Here is an 18,115-nt window from a genome sequence, read left to right on the forward strand (position 1 = left end):
TCGCAAATTACTAAAAATTATAGCCATAATAAGGTATAATAAAAGTGAAAGCGTATTATTATTGTGATTTCAAACAGGTGGTGAAATGATGAAGCATATGAAGACCTTTCATTCTATAATACATGATACTTCCAAAGATACAGTTACGATTGAAGGTCCACTAGAAGCAGAAGATTTAAAACCATATCAATTCCATGAACAATTAACAGCATTTCGTCCGGCTAATAAACAATTTGAAGCACTACTAAGTATTGCCGATTTTCCGGAAGGGAGAATTATCGTCGCACGAACAGATGATACAATTATTGGATATGTCACCTATTTACATCCAGATCCAATGGAAAGATGGTCACAATTTAACATGGAAGATCTTATTGAATTAGGAGCTGTGGAAGTAATTCCCAGATTTCGTGGCACTGGTGTAGCATCGAGGTTATTAAAGGTTTCGATGATGGATGATTACATGGAAAATTATATCGTGATATCAACGGAATACTATTGGCATTGGGATTTGGATGGAACAAGGCTAAGTATCTGGGATTATCGGAAAATGATGGAAAAAATGATGGCAGCTGGTGGATTGATACCTTCTACAACAGATGATCCCGAAATTATTTCTCATCCGGCAAATTGTCTGATGGTACGGATAGGAAAAAATGTGCCCGAAACATCCATGAAAGATTTTGATAAACTGCGATTTCTCCAGCGTCACCAATATCGGAACATGAGGGAGGGATTCTAGATGCTGGTCGAGGAAATCATGAAAACAGAAGTTATAACGCTGCCACCTACTGCTTCTATTGCAAAAGCATTGGAATTGCTGCAAACAAACAAAATAAGACATATCCCAATTGTTGATGAAGCAAAGGCAGTAATTGGCATTGTGTCTGACCGTGATGTACGTGATGCGAGTCCTTCTGTTTTTTACAGAAATGCAGATAAAATTGAATTACAAAATGAAATTCAGTCAATCATGAGCCACCCCGTTGTAACGGTACACCCAATGGACTTTGTTGAGGAAATTGCCAGTATATTTTATGATGAAGAATTTGCTGCCCTGCCTGTAGCTAAAAATAATAGACTTGTTGGCATCGTTACAGAAAAGGATATGCTTCATACATTAATCCAGTTAACCGGAACCAACGTACAAAGCTCACATATCGAAGTTAAAGTACCACACAGGCCTGGCATCCTTCCAGAGGTGGCTGCAATCTTTGGTCAACGAAAAGTAAATATCGTGTCTGTTTTAATTTATCCATTTAAAGATGATCCGGCATTTAAAATTCTTGTATTCCGTATTCAAACGATGAATCCGATGCCTGTTATACAGGATTTAAGGGAAGCTGGTTATGAATTAATGTGGCCAAATAATATATCGGAGCCAAACGTATGACTTGCAATGCTTCCTTCATTTATTCAGATAATCTATTAACCTATCATTTTCACCCGGATCATCCTTTCAATCAAAAAAGGGTTGAGTTGGCAAAAAATCTATTGGAGACAACAGAGATGCTCCAACCTGAAGACATTACAGTACCCCGAATAGCAACAGATGAGGAGCTATCCCTTTTTCATGACCGTTCCTATATAGAAGCACTAAAAAAAGCCAGTAACGGGCATTTGAAAGAGAGTGAAGGCTTAGAGTATGGGGTGGGTACGGAAGACACACCTATGTTTCCCGGAATGCATGAGGCATCTGCATATCTGGTTGGGGGAAGTCTGACAGCGGTAGATACCGTATTGGAAGGCAGGGCCAAACATGCACTCAATTTGGGAGGCGGACTCCATCATGGTTTTAAAAGAAAAGCAGCTGGATTCTGTATATATAATGATGGTGCAGTAGCTATTAAATACATCCGAAAAAAATATGATTTAAAAGTATTGTATGTCGATACTGATGCACATCACGGTGATGGTGTGCAATGGGCATTTTACGATGACCCCAATGTTTGCACATTTTCCATACATGAAACAGGCAGATACTTATTCCCAGGAACTGGAAACGTTAATGAACGTGGCATTAAAGAAGGACATGGCTATAGTTTCAACCTTCCAATTGACGCCTTTACCGAAGACGAATCTTTCCTGCATATTTATGAGTCAGCTTTTAGGGAAATTGCAGAATTTTTCCAACCAGATGTAATTGTAACGCAGAATGGGGCAGATGCACATTGCTTTGATCCCTTGACCCATTTATGTACAACAATGAAAACCTATGAAAAGATACCTCAACTGGCACATGAGTTAGCACATAAATACTGTGATGGTAAGTGGATTGCACTTGGCGGTGGCGGTTATGATATATGGAGAGTTGTCCCACGTGCTTGGGCACAGATTTGGAATATCATGAAAACAGGGAATGCGGTAGAAGGAAATATTCCTACATCCTGGTTAACCAAATGGCAGAAAGAAGCCCCGGTAACTTTACCGAGTCGTTGGGAGGATTCAAAAGATATTGTACCAAACATTCCTAGAAAAGCTGACATAACAGAAAAAAATGAAAAACTATTAATGAAACTACTTAAATATACAACACGCATCAAATAGAAAAGGGGGAGTTGGTGTTTAATTGTCAACTCCCTCCTCTATGTCGATGGATACATCTTCCATAATTATAATTTCAACTCTTCTGTTTTTACTCATATTATCCGGATTGGTGTTCGGTACCAATGGTTCTGTTTCACCATAACCAACAATGGAAAACCTCTCCTGATAAACATCGTTTTTCTCGACTAAATACCTTACGACACTACTCGCTCTAGCACCAGATAATTCCCAGTTTGAAGGATAACGGTAACTTAACATCGGCTTACTATCTGTATGCCCTTCTACCCTAATATCGTTGGGGATGTCGTTTAAAAGTGTACCAATCCGATTTAAAAAAGGTTCACCTGATTCCAGGATATTTGCCTCACCGGAATGGAATAAAATACTCTCTTGAAGTACCAGAATCACACCTCGCTTTGTCCTCGAAGCAGTTATTACATTGTTCAAATCATTCTCATTTAAATAACGTTCTACATTCTGCATGAGTGCATCCAGTGAATCTTCCTGTTGAGCTGAATCGTCTCTGTCATTTCGATCCGGCAAATCGGTCGGGGTCTCGAATTCATTTGACAATTCTCCACTTTCTCTGTCACTGGTGTTTTCCGTAGGATTCTCCATTGGAACAGGGGACGGTTGGAAGTCAAAAATCATTCGGTTTTGAAATGAATCGGATACTGCATCAAATTTAATCTGATCTATTTGCGACATAGAAAAGAGTAAAATAAAAAAGACTAATATAAGTGTTACCATATCCGAATATGTAACCATCCACTTGGGGGCACCACTATGCTTCTTACGTCTCCCTATTTTACGCTTCATTTACGCTTTCCTCCGTAAAATCTGCATCAGCTTCTTGTCTTAATTTCATTTTTTTAGGAAGAAAAGCACTTAATTTCTCTTCCAAAATTCTTGGATTCTGTCCGGACTGTACGCCAATGATACCTTCTATAATAATTTGTCTCGTAAATATTTCCTCTTCGGTTTTACCTTCCAACTTGCTTGCCATGGGACTAAAAACCAGATTTGCCAGCACTGTACCATAAAGTGTTGTTAATAGTGCTACAGCCATGCTTGGCCCAAGCGTCTCGGGATCATTTAATGTGTTCAACATAAGAACCAGACCTACTAATGTACCTATCATCCCCCAGGCCGGAGCATATTCTGCAGCTTTTTCTACGAGCAGCCGGCCTCTATAATGTCGATCATCCATCGCTGTTATTTCTGCATTCATAATGTCACGAATCATCTCAGGTTCAATCCCATCCACTGCAAGAAGTATTCCCTTGCGGATAAAATCATCCTCAACATCTTCCAATTCATTTTCTAAAGCAAGGAGTCCCTCTCTTCTTGCACGATCGGATAAGCGGATAAATAAGCGGATTAACTCAGGTAAACGTTGATCATTTTTGCTGAATGCTTCTTTTAATACTTTGTTTGCCAGTAGAATTTGCTCGAAATTAAACGTAATGAGCATGGATGCTATCAAACCGCCAATTACTATAAAAATGGAAGCCACATCTATAAAGGAAGCAGTTCCTTCTGTTCCACCATTCCAGGTAATTGCCAGCATAATCATAATAAAACCTAATGTAATGCCGATTGGAGTCAATATATCTCGTTTTCTCATATTCCCTCTCCCCAACTTATTTAGAAAACCTGGCTTAGCGCCAAGACTCATATCCAGACAAATGACACTTCGTATAGTTAGATATCTGTTGAATACCATCTGTCTGTTACTCTTTATATCGGCATATTATCTATTTAGTTGAGTTTCTTTTTTCAATTCGATGTGGCAAAACAACTTTTTTCTCTTCAACGGTTTCTTTATTCATATATTTAGTTAATAGTCGCATAGCTACTGCGCCAATATCATACATTGGCTGAACCACTGTAGATAGAGTAGGGCGTACCATTGTGGCTAATCTTGTGTTATCAAATCCCACTACTTCAATATCTTCCGGTACACGGTATCCTTTGTCCTGTACGCCGTGAATGACGCCCAAGGCCATTTCATCAGATGCAACAAAAATAGCACTTGGGTTCTGCCCTGCTGTCATAAGCTGATCCGCTGCTTTCAATCCAAAATCATAGGAATAATCACCAGAAGTTACAATCAACTCTTCTTTCACAGAGATAGATGAATCCTTCAGCGCCCGTAAATAACCCTCATATTTAAGCTGGTTGATTGTGGTATCTTCCTCTCCTGAAATAAATGCTGGATGCCCACTGTCTTTATCAATTAAAAATTTCGTTGCTTCATAGGCCGCTTCTTCATAATCGATATTTACTGATGGTATCTGTCCACTTTCATCATAGGCTGCAGCTAATACTACCGGTACAGAAGCACTTTCAAATTGCTGTATATGTTCTTCTGTTATATTTCCCCCCATAAATAATATACCGTCCACCTGTTTTTCAAGCATCGTATTAATTAGTTGTAATTCTTTATCTTTATTCTGATCAGAGTTACTTAAAATCATATTGTACTTATACATTGTGGCAATATCCTCGATTCCTCTCGCCAATTCCGCAAAAAAGATGCTGGAAATATCCGGAATAATCGCGCCCACAGTAGTTGTTTTCTTACTTGCTAACCCTCTTGCTACAGCATTTGGGCGATAGCCAAGCTGTTCAATTGTGTTTAGTACTTTTTTGCGTGTAGTTGGTTTAACATTCGGATTTCCGTTAACAACTCTTGAAACTGTGGCCATACTTACATTGGCCTCTCTTGCAACATCGTATATTGTTATTGTCATTATCATTACCTCCTAGAATAATTAGTGCCTAATCTACCTCTATTTCCTTTATAATACTCTACCATGAAAAAAATTACAAAAAATTTAAGGCTGATACACCCATACGGATGATCAGCCTTTTAGCTTTGATATTTATTATTTATATACTTATTATAAACAGGATGGCTTTACCCTTAATTTTCTTGGTATGCCAAACGATCTTTCATTTCGGTCAGTTCATCAATAAATGTATTAAATGTCGGAATATCCATTTGTTGCGCGGAATCTGACAGCGCTACTGCAGGATCAGGATGTACTTCAGCCATAACTCCATGTGCCCCAATTGCTAAGGCTGCTTTTGCTGCTGGCAGTAATAGATCTCTTCTTCCTGTCGAATGGGTTACATCGACCATTACTGGTAAATGCGTTTCCTGTTTTAATATTGGAACCGCTGAAATATCCAGCGTATTTCTTGTAGCTTTTTCATATGTACGAATACCTCGTTCACATAAAATAATATTACCATTTCCCCGTGACATGATGTACTCTGCAGCATTGATAAATTCAGAAATTGTCGCTGACAAGCCCCGTTTCAATAACACTGGTTTATTGACGTCTCCTGCTGCCTTCAACAACTCAAAGTTCTGCATGTTTCTGGCACCTATCTGAATGACATCAACATAGTCAAGTGCTTCTTCAATATGTGCAGGATTAATGATTTCACTTACAACGGCCAAGTCATGCTCTGCTGCTGCTTTTTTCAAAATTTGCAGCCCTTCAACCCCTAGTCCCTGGAAATCGTATGGTGAAGTTCTTGGCTTAAATGCCCCACCGCGAAATAGTTTGATTCCTTTTTTACTGACAGCTTCAGCAACTTTCGACACCTGTTCATAGCTTTCAACTGCACAAGGCCCCATAACAAACTGTGCTTCTCCATTCCCAATCTGAGCACCTTTTATATCAATGATTGTATCCTCCGGTTTCTTTTTCCTGGATACTAATAATGCTTTCCGGTTATCATCTATCTGTAATTCAAGACTTGCTTTAAAAATTTCTTTGAAAATGTGTTCAATCGTTGACTTCTCAAAAGGACCATCATTTTGTTCTGTAATTTTATCCAGCATGTCCCTTTCACGTAATGGATCAAATCGCTTAATACTTTGCTTGGTTTTTATTTGACCTATTTGCTGTACACTTTTAGCACGTCGGTTAATTAACTCCAATATTTCAAGGTTTATGTCATCCAGTTGGCTTCTTAATTGTTCCAATTCATTTTGGCTCATTTTCCTGCACTCCCCTATTATCTATTGTTGTAATTAATTTTAATAATTAGAAACCATTATAACGAAAAACTACCTCTTTGTCATTAATAAATTAAATATAATGGAAATTCTTTTGCGGTTTTGAAAATTTAAATCCTTTGGATGGTAACTAGTATCCGTTTTTGATGTTTCTGCAATTCGACAGTTCACAGACTTTATTTACTTCTGACAATATATTGATTGGATATAAAAAGACTACAGTAGTTAAAACTGCAGTCTTTTTATATATTATTTATTGCTTGTTTCCACTTCATTAGCTGCATCTTCAATTGCATCAGCAACTTCTTCTGCTGCTTCCAGGGCTTCATCTTGTTTGTTTCGCTGTTTTTGCAATCTTACTTGTGCTTGCTTTGTTAATTCCTTTGTTTTTTCAGATGCTGATTTTGACAGCTGTGCTGTTGAATCCATTGCTTTTCTTTTTAATTCTGAACCTGTTGTGTATGCTTTATCTCTCCAACCGGCACTTTTTTCTGATGCCACATCTTTCCACTCATATGCGCGTCCTTTTACTTGACTCGCTCCCTGATTAATATCTCCCCTTAACTCTTTACCGGATTTTGGTGCGAAAACTAGTGCAGCTGTTGCACCTACAATTCCACCAATTAATGTTCCAATCATGAAGTCCTTTGTGTTAATGTTGTTACTGTTGTTATTGTTGTTACTGTTGTTATTGTTGTTCTCTCCCATTTCGAATTCCTCCTCTTATGTTTACGCATATACTATTTTATTTTTTGCGTCTGTTCCATAAATCCATTGCTGCTGATCCCCATTTAACCGCTTGAGAGACCTTTTCATCATCTTGTGCGGATGCTCGTCCAATACTGTTTGAAAGTTGCTGTAAGGACTGATTAAAGTCTCTTATCGACTCACCAATCCCTTTTGCACCGTCAAACAATCCATTTAGTTTCGTGGATTTTTCATTCACATCATCCGCCAGTTTATTCGTTTTAGTTAACAGCTCGGTTGTTTCTGATGTTACGCCCTGCATTTGTTTCTCCAGGCCTTCTAATGTATTTGACACATTATTTAATGTGCTTTTTGCTGCTTTCAAGGTGATTGCCAAATAAACTACAAGTACCACAAAGGCAAGTGCAGCAATCAATGCAGCAATATATAACATGACTTCCATCTCAATTATCACTCCTTTAATCATATATTATTGTGTCAAGTAGTGCGAAAATGTCTTGTTATAAACCACATCATTCCATATAGTAGCTTTCTATAAATAATAACCCTTCACCATCATGATTAAACATGTAAATACTAGAAATAATAGATGTCATAACAAATCCTCTATATAATACCCATCAAAAAGCCCTATAGTAATTATTCGACAAACATGTTCAAATCCCTTTTATTTTTTTGAATTTAAATCATATGTAAAAAGAGTCCGTATTTCAGAAGACTCTTTTGTTCGCAAACAGGAAAGCATGGCACCTTCCTGCTGCATAAGTGATAACTGCATGAAGGCTTGGTGGTGAATCGGGATTTTCTTATTTATTCACTTTAATTTTTTCCTCATAAGCCTGCTGGAATTTTTGAATATCTCCTGCGCCCATGAAAATTAGCACACTGTCTTTATATTGTTGTAAAACCTCTGTATTGGATATTTCCAATACATTTGCTTCATCAATTAATTTCTGCAAATCAGTAATCGTAAGTTTTCCGGATTCTTCTCTGGCAGAGCCAAAAATATCACATAAGAAAACGTGATCAGCCTTGCTTAAACTATCCGAAAATTCCTGTAGAAATGTTTTTGTTCTTGTAAATGTGTGGGGCTGAAAAATAGCTACAATTGATTTATCCGGATACTTTTTGCGTGCTGATTCGATTGTTGCAGTAATTTCTTTTGGATGGTGTGCATAATCATCCACCAAAATTTGCCTACCTACTTTTTTCTCCGTAAATCGACGCTTCACACCCTGAAATGTACTTAAATGTTTAATATCTTCCGCACTAATACCCTCATATTGGCATATGGCTATAACAGCCAATGCATTGAGAACATTATGATCACCATACATTGGTATTGTGAATGTATCATAATACGTATTTCTTACAAATACATCAAATTCTGTTCCCTGTTCAGTTTCTTTTACATTTTGAGCCTGGAAATCATTGGTGTCCAGAAAACCATAATATACAACAGGGACCTTCGCCTGTATTTGTTGTAATTCTTCATCATCCCCACATGCAATAATGCCTTTTTTAACTCTGTCTGCCATCGATTGAAAAGCATCAAACACATCATCAATACTCGTAAAATAATCCGGATGATCAAAATCAATATTGGTCATAATCGCATAGTCAGGTTCATACTTTAGGAAATGACGCCGGTATTCACATGCTTCGAATACAAAATACTCACTATCTACATGTCCATTGCCTGTACCGTCACCAATTAAATAAGAAATAGGAAAGGCATCATTTAACACATGAGCCAAAAGCCCGGTCGTAGACGTTTTGCCATGGGCACCGGTAATGGCAATACTTGTGTATTGTTTCAACCATTCTCCTAAAAATTCATGATATCTGTAAAAAGGTACTCCCCGCCTGATTGCTTCTTTAATTTCTACATTATCCTCAGAAAATGCATTTCCTGCAATGACAGTATGATTATCTTTGATGTTAAGCTCTGAAAAAGGGAGAATCGGAATATTTTTTTCCTCTAATGCCTGTTGTGTATAAAAACGCTTTTTAATATCAGATCCTTGCACAGTTTCTCCAGAATCATGAAGAATCTGTGCCAGCGAACTCATTCCCGTCCCTTTAATACCAATAAAATGGTAAGTTGTCATAAAATGAACCTCCAAATTTGCATGAAAAAGATTAAAATCTTTAAATTTATTTTATTGTTATTTGTTCACAGTTTATGAAAATATAAACAACTTTTATAAACTAAAATTCCTATAGTCATTTTATCATTATACCAAAACTTAATCTGGAATAAAATAAAAAGCAGGTATCAAATTTATACCTCATTGTTTCCGTAAAATTTTACCTCTTCCAGCCTTGGATTCGGCCGGTATCTCCGACCTTCTTTTGCAGCATGTGAACCATTTAATAAAACATTGTCTCCCGTAAATCCAATATTAAGCTTTAATAGACTGCGACCTACTCCATATATATCTACAGGGACACCTAGTCTTTCAAATTCTGCAATACGATCCTCGTTAAATCCGCCAGTTACTACTATTTCCACATGGGTATAACCGTCATCATCCAATGCTTTCCTTAAGGCAAAAATAAGCTGAGGATTAACACCTCTGGGGTCAAACGTGCCCATTAAATGGTGATTTCTCAGAAAGTATTTATCGACTAGTGTACGTGATGTATCAAGACGAACGGATTTCAATTCTTTTCCAAATTCCCTTGCAACTTTTAAAGAATCTGTAATCACGTCATTGTTATAATCTACAAGTGCAGCAAGTTCATCATCCGGATACATTTCATGATAGGCCCTGGACGCTGCCACAATATCTCCTCGAAACATTTGAATTAAAGCATGCGGCATTGTTCCCATACCTTCTTTTCCCCACCATTCATTCATCGCATGGGTTGCCTGGGCAGTCGATCCGCCAATAAAAGCTGCATACCCATCTCCTGCCTGTTGTGTATAGTGGTCATCTCGGTCCCCCATGAAGATAACCGGTTTTTGTTTTCCCGAAGTTCTCGCTGCTTTTACAACATTGTATACATTTGTTGCCACAGATGTTCTTCTTGCTAATATTCCATCAATAATCCCTTCCAAAAAACCAAACTGCTGATACTGCCCTGAAATTGTCATGATGGACTCATATGGAGTGATTTTATCTCCATCCTTTAATGATTTTATTTCAAGGGTTTCCGGATTTTTTGCAAATGTATGTAATAATGCGATTACTTCATCCGTACCGCACAATACAGCTTCTTCTTTTTGAAAAAACTGCATGGTGACATAATTATCCGGTAATTTTTTTTCAACTATTTCTTTCGTCTTAAGAAAATAAACAGCTGAAAACCAGCCCTCTTCTATCCGCTCATCAAATTTGAATGTATTATTCGTTAATCGTTTGATTTTACCTGACAGCTTTTGCTCTATTTCTTTCATCTCAAGTTTCTCCTTAGGAATGATGTTCTGTGTTCTGTTTAATAATATATAAATCTTTGAAAGTTAACAAGAGTTTACATTTCTTCCAATTGTGATTTTGTAACCAGTACTTCTCTGGGCTTACTTCCGTTTTGCCCGGAAATAATACCTCTGCTTTCCAATGAATCAATCAATCTTGCTGCCCGGTTATAACCTATTTTGAAGTGTCTTTGTAATAAGGACGTACTTGCACTATTTTGATTAAGTACAAAACGTACAGCTTCTTCAAGTAATACATCCTCTTCTTCATCCGCTGTTGCCTGTTCCAGGAGTTGTTCCTGTTCGAATAGATAGTTTGGTGAAGCGATTGTTCTAGCATAGTTTGTCACACGTTCTATTTCTTCATCAGATACAAATGGTCCTTGAAGCCGTATACTTTTGCCAGCACCATTCTCCACAAACAGCATGTCACCTTTACCTAAAAGTTTTTCTGCACCACTTGAATCAATAATGGTTCGTGAATCCACTTGAGAAGAAACACTGAATGCAATTCGGGTTGGTATATTTGCCTTTATGAGTCCGGTAATAACATCCACAGATGGGCGCTGTGTCGCCACAAGCAGGTGAATCCCGCATGCTCGTGCTTTTTGTGCGATTCGACTGATGGAATCTTCCACATCCTGTGGGGAAACCATCATCAAATCGGCCAACTCGTCAATGACGATAACAATGAAAGGCATCTTTTCCTGGGACCGGTTTTGATTCATGATTTTCTGATTATACCGCTCAATATCCCGTACACCTTCCTGAACGAATTTTTCATAACGTTCTTCCATTTCGTTAACTGCCCATTTCAAAGCTGCGGTTGCTGCTTTAACGTCGGTAATCACGGGGGAAACCAGATTTGGTATTCCATTATATGGAGCCAGTTCTACCATTTTTGGATCGATTAATAAGAATTTTACATCTTCATGATTTGCTTTATAAAGTAAACTGACAAGAATTGTATTAATACATACACTTTTTCCGGATCCAGTCGCCCCTGCAATTAATCCATGAGGCATTTTTTGAATGTTTGTAATCAACGGTGTCCCTTCAATACTTAGGCCTAACGCAATGGTCAATGGTGACTTGCTTTGTTTGAAATCGTCTGTTTCGAATATCCCCTGCAGTCCAACCATTTCTGCCTTTTGGTTGGGAATCTCAATACCAATGGTATTTTTTCCTGGTATTGGTGCCTCAATTCGGATATCTTTTGCTGACATATTTAATTTTAAATCGTCACTCAGATTCTTTACCTTGCTTACTTTAACACCCAATTCGGGTTGGACTTCAAATCGTGTAACAGATGGGCCCTGAGTTGCATTTACAACTTTGGCACGGACATTGAAGTGTTTTAATGTTTGTTCCAGTAATTCCTGTTGCTGTTGCACCCATATACGATCATCATTACTTTTTTCAACCGGATCATCCAACAGATAATATGGAATAAATTCGTGTTTGCTTTGTGTTTTCACCTGACTCTGGGCTGGATTGAGCGTTTGAACATGATTCTGGGCTGCCTTCCTGGCTTTTTCTTTTTCCAGTCTGTTTTTTTTATCTCTTGGTGTCATAATTACATTATATGGTATCTGTTTTTCATTTTTACTATGGTTACTTTTACTCTGTTGCAAACTGTCAGGCTGCTTCTTAGTCGTTGTTCTTTTTTCATGTTGTTCAGGTTTAGATGGCATTTCCAATTGCTGTTCCTGTACTTTCTCTTCGGTAGCAGCAACTTCACTATGTTCTACTTCATAAAGCACTGCAGAATTATCTTCTACTTCTACTGGCTCTATTTTTTCTTCTGCTTCTTCGGCTTCTTCTACTTCCACATTGTCCATTTCATAACGTTGATTCTCCTTAATTAATAAAGCCAATTCATCCTCTTTCTCTTGTTTACGTTTATATGCCGGAACATTATCCGTCTCTTTATCCTCTTTATGTTTTTGATAACCATAAATTGGAGAAGGGACCTCTGTTGGCTGAAAAGGAATATCTGTATTTTTTTTGTAAACCTTCCGTTCTTGCACAGGTTTTTCGATTTTATTCCGGCTTTTTTCCGGTTTTCTTTGTTGGTGATTTTGTTGGTGATTTAGCTGTTTTATTTGCTCATTTCTTTGTTGATTTCTTTGTTCATTTCGTTGCTCGTTTTTTTGTATATTTTCTTTTCCTGGACGATCCTTTGCCTTTTCCTCGTCTGGAATGACCGGGAAGCGAAAAGGTGCCTTTTCTGGATATTTGTATATCATTTTAGCTTCCGGACTCTGATTACGATGCGTGTATGTTTCTTCATGCCACTCTTCCTCATATTTAAATAAAAAATTCTTTATTTTTTTATTAAATTTTCCCCACACTTTTTTTCACTCATTTCTCCAGTTAAAAAATTGTTTATCATTTTCTATAATAGCAGGTATCATAGTCAAAGTGTATATCCTCATTAGAAAAATTGGCATTCCTGCAAAGACTTTATAGCGATAAAAAGCAACAAATTACGAAAAAAGCCAACGGCATGCTCGTAGCCGCCATGTTGGTTAAAGAAAAAACAACCCTCGTTTTTAAAAAACTAAGGTTGTTCTCCAATTAGAATTGAAAAGGTTCGCCTGCGGTATAGGAATCATCAAGTACAAAGATTCCTTTTTCCTTTGGTGCATTTGGTAATCCAAGCTCCTTTTGAGAACATATCATACCATTCGAAGGTACGCCGCGTAATTCTGTAGGTTCTATTTTCATTCCACCAGGCATCGTCGCCCCCACTTTTGCCACGACGACTTTCTGTCCGCTGTCAATATTTGGTGCACCACATACAATTTGCAGGTTTTCCTCACCCACATTAACCTGACATACACTTAACTTATCCGCGTTTTCATGGGGCTCTTTACTTGTAACATACCCTACGATGAATTTCGGACTTAAATCAAAGTCAAGTGCATCATCCAAATTATTTTCCCTGAATAATTCTTTTATTTGATCCAGTAATGCTTCAGTTAACGTAATTTGGCCTTCTTCTTTCAAATCAAAATAATCTTGTGCATTAAAAATGTTATAACCGAGCACCTCACCATTCGTGGCGGTTATTTTTGTAATCGGTCCATGGCTTTCATTGGAAATTTCGTAGCGGTCTCCGCCTTTTATTGGCATCATCAATACATCACCAATACCTTTTGGATTATAAAATACAAACATTTGCCTCACTCTTTTCTACTTTTTTTCAGGGCGGTTCTTTGCAAGAATAAAAATAGGGGTCAGCTTTTTGTCCTCATAAATAAAGGAAAGCGACGTAATTGGTATTCTGCCCTCCGCAAAAAACTTCATCGTCATTTGTGCCAATATATCATATCCTGTTTTGTTTTCAATATCGGCAATGATCAGTACATCCTGATGTGGCACAGCCACCGCCAGTTCACCTTTTGCGTTTGCTTTCATTTCTTCTAAAAATGCCTCGTTTAAAATGTGGCTTGCGTCATAACCATCCTGCTTGGCCACAAAATAGAAATTATTTCCAGCGACTCGGTCTGTGTTAAAATCCACGGATAATGAACGAAGATTAAAGGAGGCAATCTCATCAATCCTGCTTACAGTCCATCCTTCTTTTTCAAGGAGATTTTCATCAATCAATTGATAGGACTTCCCTAAGTCAAGTGCATAATACACTCGCGTCTCCGCCGTATGGTCCTTTGTAACAAGTGTGGTGCCAGCTTTTGTTTTCGTTGGAAAAGAAGTGGCACGAATAACTGGATAAATATTTTTTTCCATTCCGGAAAGTTGTGGATCTTCATTCATAATTCGGAGTGCTTCTGCTATATGCTCCACCAGTTCGTCAATTGCCTGCTCTCCACGTTCATTATATTTCTTAATAATATTAGGCAAAGAGATTGTCATGCCCTGCTTGGATTCTTTCCATTCAATACGAAATGTATCTTTATCTCTGTTATAGGATGTTCTATAATCTTCATTCTTCAGTCTTTCTTCCAATATTTTCTTCAGTTTTATACTGGTCATTTTCATTATTGTACCCCCTTCGAACAAAGGTGCTTTATGCAGGTAAATCTTTTATGAACTGGATAATTTCCTCTTTCGTTTTTCTGTCCTTACTGACAAACCTTCCTGCCTCTTCTCCATTATGAAATGCAAGAAAGCTCGGAATTCCAAAAATATCATGTTCTTGGCAAATTTCGATAAACTGATCTCTGTTCACTTCAATAAATGTATAGGCGGGAAATTCTGCTTCAATTTCTGGTAATTGGGGTTCAATTACGCGGCAATCCGGACACCACCCTGCTGTAAACAGCATAATCACACGTTCATTATTTTTCCATTCATTAAATTGTTCTATCGTTTCCAGTGTTTTCATTATATATCAACTCCCTTTCTTATCATAGACTTGTTTTCACTTCGTTTCAATTATCTCGATTGTTATCTATAATATGTAGAATTTACGATTGTTTACGAATAATTTTTGCCATTATATCAATTTCATTGCAGGTCTTCATGTAATTGTTTACAATTAAGAATAGATAAGAAAACTTGGTTTTTGCCACAAGATTTTCGGCATAAACCTTAGTTACATTTATGCAGAAAAAGCGTTTTAAACGCTTAACTGCTAAAAAGGTTGGAGGGATGAAGATGGAATTAACCGTTTATTTAGCTGGACAGATTCATGATGATTGGCGCGATCAATTGGAAAAGAAAGCAAAGGAAAAAAAGCTTCCATTGACTTTTGTTGCGCCACAAACAAATCACCAACGCTCCGATGATATTGGGGAAGACATTCTGGGAGAACAGCCGGGAGCTGTCTATAAAGATGATGCTGCTTCTGGTGTCAATAATTTGCGCACACAGGTATTGATGCAAAAATCAGATGTAGTTGTCGCGCTGTTCGGAGAGAAATACAAGCAATGGAATACAGCGATGGATGCCAGTGCTGCAATTACCATGAATAAACCTACGATTCTTGTCCGACCGGAAAGCTTAATTCACCCATTAAAGGAACTTTCCAATAAGGCAAATGTAACAGTAGAAACTGTTGATCAGGCATTGGATGTATTAGCTTATATTTTCGAATAACAAAAAGCAGCGGTATCTGTCCGCTGCTTTTGTTATTTCCAATATTCCCACTGCCCTCGTAATAATTTTACCACATGGACAAACATTTCCTGCCTTGAAATAAGATCATTAGTAAAAACGCCAATGGAACCTTCTTTCTTGCGGACATCTTCTTTCTTTGCATAGCTGTCCATCACATCTCCAAGCTCCACACCTTTTTTTAATTGTTCTTCAATTTCTTTTGGCAATAAGATTCTTGCACCACTTGCTGTATGTATTCGACGATCAGGTGTGACAAGGGCTCCCCAATTGCATAAGAATAAAGAATTATCAACATACATGACGCCACCTTCAAGACCTATACCAATTATACCCTCACCAGTCTCTGTACATTGTATGGCACGATTAATTGCGCCCTTCCTTGTTTCCACATCGGAAAATGGCTGGGCGGAAATATTTGACGGGACGTCCAGCGAAGTGACCTTGTATGTTGGAAATACTTCCTGTACTGCTTTTATTTTCGTCGGATTTTTTGATCCTATTATGATATTCATGTAAAATGCTCCTTCGAAACGATTAAAGCTTATAGCGCCTTATCACCCAAAGCAAAGGGAATTAATATTTCAGACCTCAAGGAAAGAAATGCTGGGTCTGGACGTAATTCATGAAAATATCAGCTGATCGGGGGTTAACTGCCTTAACTGCTGATTTATTTGAAATAACTGCCACCATCTTGATAGCAGCTATTTCTATTTAATTATACTGACGAAGCTGGTCCACTGTGTTTTGATCTGTGTTCTTAACAAGCTTCACGATTAGTTCTTTTGCCGCTGCATAATCATCTACATGGATGATAGACGCAGAGGTATGAATATAACGGGAGCATATACCAACAACTGCTGATGGTACACCCTTATTTGAAAGATGGACCCTTCCTGCATCTGTACCACCCTGTGAAATGAAATATTGATATGGTATGTCATTGGATTCCGCTGTATCGAGAATGAATTCCTTCATCTTAGGAAGTGTGATCATTGACCGGTCAAAAATACGGAGTAAAGCCCCCTTGCCCAATTGTCCGAATTCCTCACCGCTTCCGGCAGCATCATTCGCAGGGGAAGCATCCAACGCATAGAAAATATCCGGTTGAATCATATTTGCTGCAACCTGTGCCCCGCGTAAACCGACTTCTTCCTGGACTGTAGCTCCGGAATATAATTGATTTGGGATGGTTTCATTTTGCAGTTCTTTCAGTAATTCAATCGATAAACCACAGCCGTACCTGTTATCCCACGCTTTCGCCAAGATCTTTTTGCTGTTTGCCATTGGTGTAAATGGTGTAATTGGAACAATGGCCTGTCCTGGCCTGATACCGATTTTCTCTGCGTCTTCCTGATCATCGGCTCCAATATCGATAAGCATATTTTTAATCTCCATTGGCTTTTTGCGTTGTGCTTCTGTCAGATTATGTGGAGGGATGGAACCAATCACTCCAGTGACCGGACCTTTATTTGTCATAATTTGCATACGCTGTGCCAATAAAACCTGGCTCCACCATCCGCCTAAAGGCTGGAAGCGAATCATCCCGTTTTTTGTAACCTGTGTAACCATTAAACCGACTTCATCCATATGTCCCGCTACCATCACTTTCGGGCCATCAGCATTTTTAATGCCAAATACGCCTCCAAGGTTATCCTGGATAAGCTCATCCGAGTATTTTTCCAATTCCTTTTTCATAAATGCGCGTACAGGATGTTCATTCCCTGGCGCCCCTTGTAATTCTGTCAAATTTTTAAAAAGATCAAGTGTCTCTTGCTTCATTTTTTTCTCCCACCTTTAGCTCCTATGTAGTATATTCAGTATAACGGAAAGTATCGATTAGATTCCAGTATTCACTAGATTTCCAATATAATATTTTATTTTCTATTTTTCATTATTTCAGTTATACTGAATAAGAAGTATATAATGGATAAGCTGAATCAAAATATATATAGCTAGAGGTGAGAGTTAAGTGAGCAGAAAAAGAGTAATACTTGCAGCAGCATTAGGTGTTACTGTTGGTTATCTGGCAAAAGAAGTTGTGGACAACTACCAAAAAGTGACAGCAGAAAAAGCATTGAAAAATGCGAAGGAAGCATTTAAGAAAAATGGTCCGATAAGCGGTTCATGGATTTATATGAAACCGGAGGAAATTGAAAAAAATGGCTTAATGTACAACGCGTACCGCGGCGGTGTTACCCGTAATATTGACGGGGAAGCCAAACAATATGAATTTCATGTAGATGTGGAGTCAGGAGCTGTCATTGATTCAGTGCAGACATCTTCATAGAAATTTTGGCTAAACGACCAAACTTTTATGG

19 protein-coding genes are annotated in these 18,115 nt (G+C 38.0%); 5 read left to right on the forward strand and 14 right to left on the reverse strand.

The genetic code is table 11. The annotated features are described in order from the left end of the window. Positions 1–88 precede the first annotated feature (88 nt). Genes ACZ427_RS10840 through ACZ427_RS10850 form a run of 3 tightly spaced genes read left to right on the forward strand, consistent with a single transcriptional unit; the run spans position 89 to position 2,547 of the window. The gene (locus ACZ427_RS10840) at positions 89–742 is read left to right on the forward strand and encodes a GNAT family N-acetyltransferase (protein ID WP_461179393.1); all 654 of its coding nucleotides are present in this window, start codon (positions 89–91) and stop codon (positions 740–742) included. Further along, positions 743–1,393, forward strand: coding sequence for an acetoin utilization AcuB family protein (locus tag ACZ427_RS10845; RefSeq protein WP_461179394.1), 651 nt, complete (start codon positions 743–745; stop codon positions 1,391–1,393). Then, positions 1,390–2,547 carry an acetoin utilization protein AcuC gene (locus tag ACZ427_RS10850; protein ID WP_461179395.1) on the forward strand — a complete coding sequence of 386 codons (1,158 nt, stop codon included), beginning with the start codon at positions 1,390–1,392 and terminating at the stop codon, positions 2,545–2,547. Before ACZ427_RS10845 ends, ACZ427_RS10850 begins: the two co-directional genes overlap by 4 nt. A gap of 18 nt (positions 2,548–2,565) precedes the next feature. Here the strand turns inward: ACZ427_RS10850 and motS are convergent, their stop codons facing one another. The 12 genes from motS to ACZ427_RS10910 all read right to left on the reverse strand — a co-directional run bounded on the left by motS (position 2,566) and on the right by ACZ427_RS10910 (position 15,063). Next, the gene (gene motS / locus ACZ427_RS10855) at positions 2,566–3,366 is read right to left on the reverse strand and encodes a flagellar motor protein MotS (protein WP_461179396.1); all 801 of its coding nucleotides are present in this window, start codon (positions 3,364–3,366) and stop codon (positions 2,566–2,568) included. Further along, positions 3,356–4,174 (reverse strand): flagellar motor protein MotP, encoded by an 819-nt coding sequence (gene motP / locus ACZ427_RS10860; RefSeq protein ID WP_461179397.1) that lies wholly within the window; start codon positions 4,172–4,174, stop codon positions 3,356–3,358. Before motP ends, motS begins: the two co-directional genes overlap by 11 nt. A gap of 130 nt (positions 4,175–4,304) precedes the next feature. After that, the gene (gene ccpA / locus ACZ427_RS10865; protein WP_461179398.1) at positions 4,305–5,303 is read right to left on the reverse strand and encodes a catabolite control protein A; all 999 of its coding nucleotides are present in this window, start codon (positions 5,301–5,303) and stop codon (positions 4,305–4,307) included. A 173-nt stretch (positions 5,304–5,476) separates the two neighbouring features. Continuing rightward, the gene (locus tag ACZ427_RS10870; RefSeq protein ID WP_461179399.1) at positions 5,477–6,565 is read right to left on the reverse strand and encodes a bifunctional 3-deoxy-7-phosphoheptulonate synthase/chorismate mutase; all 1,089 of its coding nucleotides are present in this window, start codon (positions 6,563–6,565) and stop codon (positions 5,477–5,479) included. 267 nt (positions 6,566–6,832) lie between these two features. Beyond that, a complete protein-coding gene (locus ACZ427_RS10875; protein WP_461179400.1) occupies positions 6,833–7,291 on the reverse strand; it encodes a YtxH domain-containing protein in 459 nt (152 codons plus the stop codon). A 37-nt stretch (positions 7,292–7,328) separates the two neighbouring features. Further along, complete coding sequence (locus ACZ427_RS10880) at positions 7,329–7,733, reverse strand: DUF948 domain-containing protein (protein ID WP_461179401.1); 405 nt, start codon at positions 7,731–7,733, stop codon at positions 7,329–7,331. A gap of 364 nt (positions 7,734–8,097) precedes the next feature. Next, positions 8,098–9,402 (reverse strand): UDP-N-acetylmuramate--L-alanine ligase, encoded by a 1,305-nt coding sequence (murC, locus tag ACZ427_RS10885; RefSeq protein ID WP_461179402.1) that lies wholly within the window; start codon positions 9,400–9,402, stop codon positions 8,098–8,100. A gap of 173 nt (positions 9,403–9,575) precedes the next feature. Beyond that, positions 9,576–10,694 carry a nicotinate phosphoribosyltransferase gene (locus tag ACZ427_RS10890; protein WP_461179403.1) on the reverse strand — a complete coding sequence of 373 codons (1,119 nt, stop codon included), beginning with the start codon at positions 10,692–10,694 and terminating at the stop codon, positions 9,576–9,578. A gap of 74 nt (positions 10,695–10,768) precedes the next feature. Continuing rightward, the gene (locus ACZ427_RS10895) at positions 10,769–13,066 is read right to left on the reverse strand and encodes a DNA translocase FtsK (protein WP_461179404.1); all 2,298 of its coding nucleotides are present in this window, start codon (positions 13,064–13,066) and stop codon (positions 10,769–10,771) included. 226 nt (positions 13,067–13,292) lie between these two features. Continuing rightward, positions 13,293–13,895, reverse strand: coding sequence for a YtpR family tRNA-binding protein (gene ytpR / locus ACZ427_RS10900; protein WP_461179405.1), 603 nt, complete (start codon positions 13,893–13,895; stop codon positions 13,293–13,295). Between the two features lie 15 nt (positions 13,896–13,910). After that, a complete protein-coding gene (locus tag ACZ427_RS10905; RefSeq protein ID WP_461179406.1) occupies positions 13,911–14,717 on the reverse strand; it encodes a DUF1444 domain-containing protein in 807 nt (268 codons plus the stop codon). Positions 14,718–14,745: 28 nt separating this feature from the next. After that, positions 14,746–15,063 (reverse strand): thioredoxin family protein, encoded by a 318-nt coding sequence (locus ACZ427_RS10910; RefSeq protein WP_461179407.1) that lies wholly within the window; start codon positions 15,061–15,063, stop codon positions 14,746–14,748. A 272-nt stretch (positions 15,064–15,335) separates the two neighbouring features. On the opposite strand from ACZ427_RS10910, the gene ACZ427_RS10915 reads away from it, so the two are divergent. Next, positions 15,336–15,776 carry a YtoQ family protein gene (locus ACZ427_RS10915; RefSeq protein WP_461179408.1) on the forward strand — a complete coding sequence of 147 codons (441 nt, stop codon included), beginning with the start codon at positions 15,336–15,338 and terminating at the stop codon, positions 15,774–15,776. Between the two features lie 32 nt (positions 15,777–15,808). On the opposite strand, the gene ACZ427_RS10920 is transcribed toward ACZ427_RS10915, so the two are convergent. Further along, positions 15,809–16,309 (reverse strand): DUF84 family protein, encoded by a 501-nt coding sequence (locus ACZ427_RS10920; RefSeq protein ID WP_461179409.1) that lies wholly within the window; start codon positions 16,307–16,309, stop codon positions 15,809–15,811. 199 nt (positions 16,310–16,508) lie between these two features. Beyond that, entirely contained in the window at positions 16,509–17,576 is a 1,068-nt protein-coding gene (locus ACZ427_RS10925; protein WP_461179410.1) for a M42 family metallopeptidase, read from the reverse strand. Between the two features lie 190 nt (positions 17,577–17,766). On the opposite strand from ACZ427_RS10925, the gene ACZ427_RS10930 reads away from it, so the two are divergent. Then, positions 17,767–18,084, forward strand: coding sequence for a PepSY domain-containing protein (locus tag ACZ427_RS10930; protein WP_461179411.1), 318 nt, complete (start codon positions 17,767–17,769; stop codon positions 18,082–18,084). Positions 18,085–18,115: the final 31 nt, after the last annotated feature.

It is taken from the genome of Virgibacillus ainsalahensis, from assembly GCF_055380755.1.